This is a genomic window from Lentibacillus salicampi (assembly GCF_004565465.1).
Classification (GTDB): domain Bacteria; phylum Bacillota; class Bacilli; order Bacillales; family Amphibacillaceae; genus Lentibacillus; species Lentibacillus salicampi.
The window spans coordinates 1-1,800 of record NZ_SRHY01000100.1; the positions used below are offsets into that span (position 1 = coordinate 1).

General features: G+C 35.6%; 3 protein-coding genes. 1 reads left to right on the forward strand and 2 read right to left on the reverse strand.

Features of this window, described 5'->3' with window-relative positions; translation table 11 throughout:
• Positions 1–156 precede the first annotated feature (156 nt).
• A complete protein-coding gene (locus E4U82_RS20735) occupies positions 157–486 on the forward strand; it encodes a GNAT family N-acetyltransferase (RefSeq protein WP_135111899.1) in 330 nt (109 codons plus the stop codon).
• 55 nt (positions 487–541) lie between these two features.
• Here E4U82_RS20735 and E4U82_RS19460 read toward each other — a convergent pair whose 3' ends face one another.
• Together E4U82_RS19460 and E4U82_RS19465 are read right to left on the reverse strand one after the other, a co-directional pair.
• On the reverse strand, positions 542–1,015 hold the full coding sequence (locus E4U82_RS19460) for an Hsp20/alpha crystallin family protein (RefSeq protein ID WP_010529233.1): 474 nt from the start codon (positions 1,013–1,015) through the stop codon (positions 542–544).
• 340 nt (positions 1,016–1,355) lie between these two features.
• The coding region (locus tag E4U82_RS19465) for a transposase (RefSeq protein WP_167751512.1) at positions 1,356–1,800 on the reverse strand (445 nt) is incomplete at its 5' end.

Consider the following 1,800-nt stretch of genomic DNA (forward strand, 5'->3'; position numbering starts at 1 on the left):
TTAAACTATACCAAAAGTTGAGGTGTTTTTCTTTTATTGTGATGTTGTCAAGGAACATAATTCAGCTGCCAATGAGTGATACTGCAGTTAAATTAAAGCCTATTTTTGATCTGCGAAAGTTGAGTTCGTTATAAAAAATGCTACAGAAAAATTGCGATGGGTCTTCTTTCATTCACGTTGAATAAAAGAGATATCAAATCGTTACAAGAAATCATTGACCAATATGAGAATAATCCTAATTGGCATCTTTATCTTTGGAAACAGTCAAATAATATTATAGGAGCAATTGGTTTTAAAATTAAAAGTGACGTAAACGTGATTATCCAACACGTTTCAGTTAATCCTTCCTATAGAAGTGACGGAATTGATTACAAAATGATTCATGCAATAATCAAACAATGTGGTCACAAATATGACATTCTCCCAGTTAATCGAAATCAAAATTTTTTCAATTGGTGTGTTAATAGGCAAATAGTCTATAACTAATAACAACCAAAGAAAAGCCCCGCGAAATTGACCGGGAGGCTTTTCTTGTACAACTTTATTCAATTTCAATTTTACGTGAATTATCCTTCACTGCTTGTTCATCTTTACCCACAGTGATTCTCAGCAATCCATCTTCTAGCTTCGCCTTTACATCATCGGTCTTGGCATTTGCCAAAAAGAGTGAACGCTGCATTGAATCGTAACGTCTCTCTTGATGAATATAGTTGTTATCTTCATCTTTCGTATCAACATTTTCTTCCCGGTTCACCGAGATAGTTAAACGACCTTCATCATTTAACGTGACATCAATATCATTTTTCTTTATCCCTGGAAGTTCAGCATCTACTAAATATTCATTATCTGTTTCCTGAATATCTACCTTGAACGGATCTGTAACAAGGTTTCTTCTGGCCAATGGAAAATCTTTAAAAGCATCATCAAAAAAGTCGTCAATCATGTTAAAAGGGTTTGTTGGTGTCACATTTGATACATTTCGATTTTTTCTATTGAAAGGTATTAAACTTGACATCATGACTCGCTCCTTTTCAAATAAATATTGACATTAGCACTTCATTTCAATACTAACAGAGGTGAATTTCATATTACAAAAAGAGATAAACTTTCAATTAAAATGCTTGCTAAGCCCTATCCAAGGGCACCCTTCCCCTCAACCAAAATCCGTTTGAAAAGTCTTCCATCATACTAAAAGGAATAAATTTAATCAGAATAAATCAACTCCTTTCTTCTGATATTTTCTCTGACTTAGCACTCGAACCATCCGAGTGCTAAGTTCTATTTTTTATATACCACATTTTAATATATTTATAAACATAATTATGGCTCAACACCAAAATCTATGGTTGACGAACTCAAGCAATCCCATCCATATAGGCCCAGTTACATTCGACTAAGATGCGATTCTCGTATACATTCCGATTACGTGTAAAATAATGACGACGCTGCAAAGCTTTGATTTTATTATGACGTCCTTCGACAACGGCATTGGTAAAGCGTAACCGATGATAGTTAATCACTTCTGTCTCCCAGTTTTGAATCGTTTTGATACGGGATTCAACAGCGTCATGACAAATACGATGTCCTTGTTGATACCACTGATCCAATGTCCGTTTGGCTTGCTCAGCGTCAGCACTTAGGTCATACCAGTCAATGAAGGCTTCTTTCCAGTTATATGCAGATTTTAGCCTTTCATCATATTTCAAAATGGCCTCAACAATAGCCTCCTCTTTGGTCGTTAGCATGTCACAGCGTTTTTCCAGCAGACGATGATGGCGCTTCAGTTGTTTGCGCGCTTGA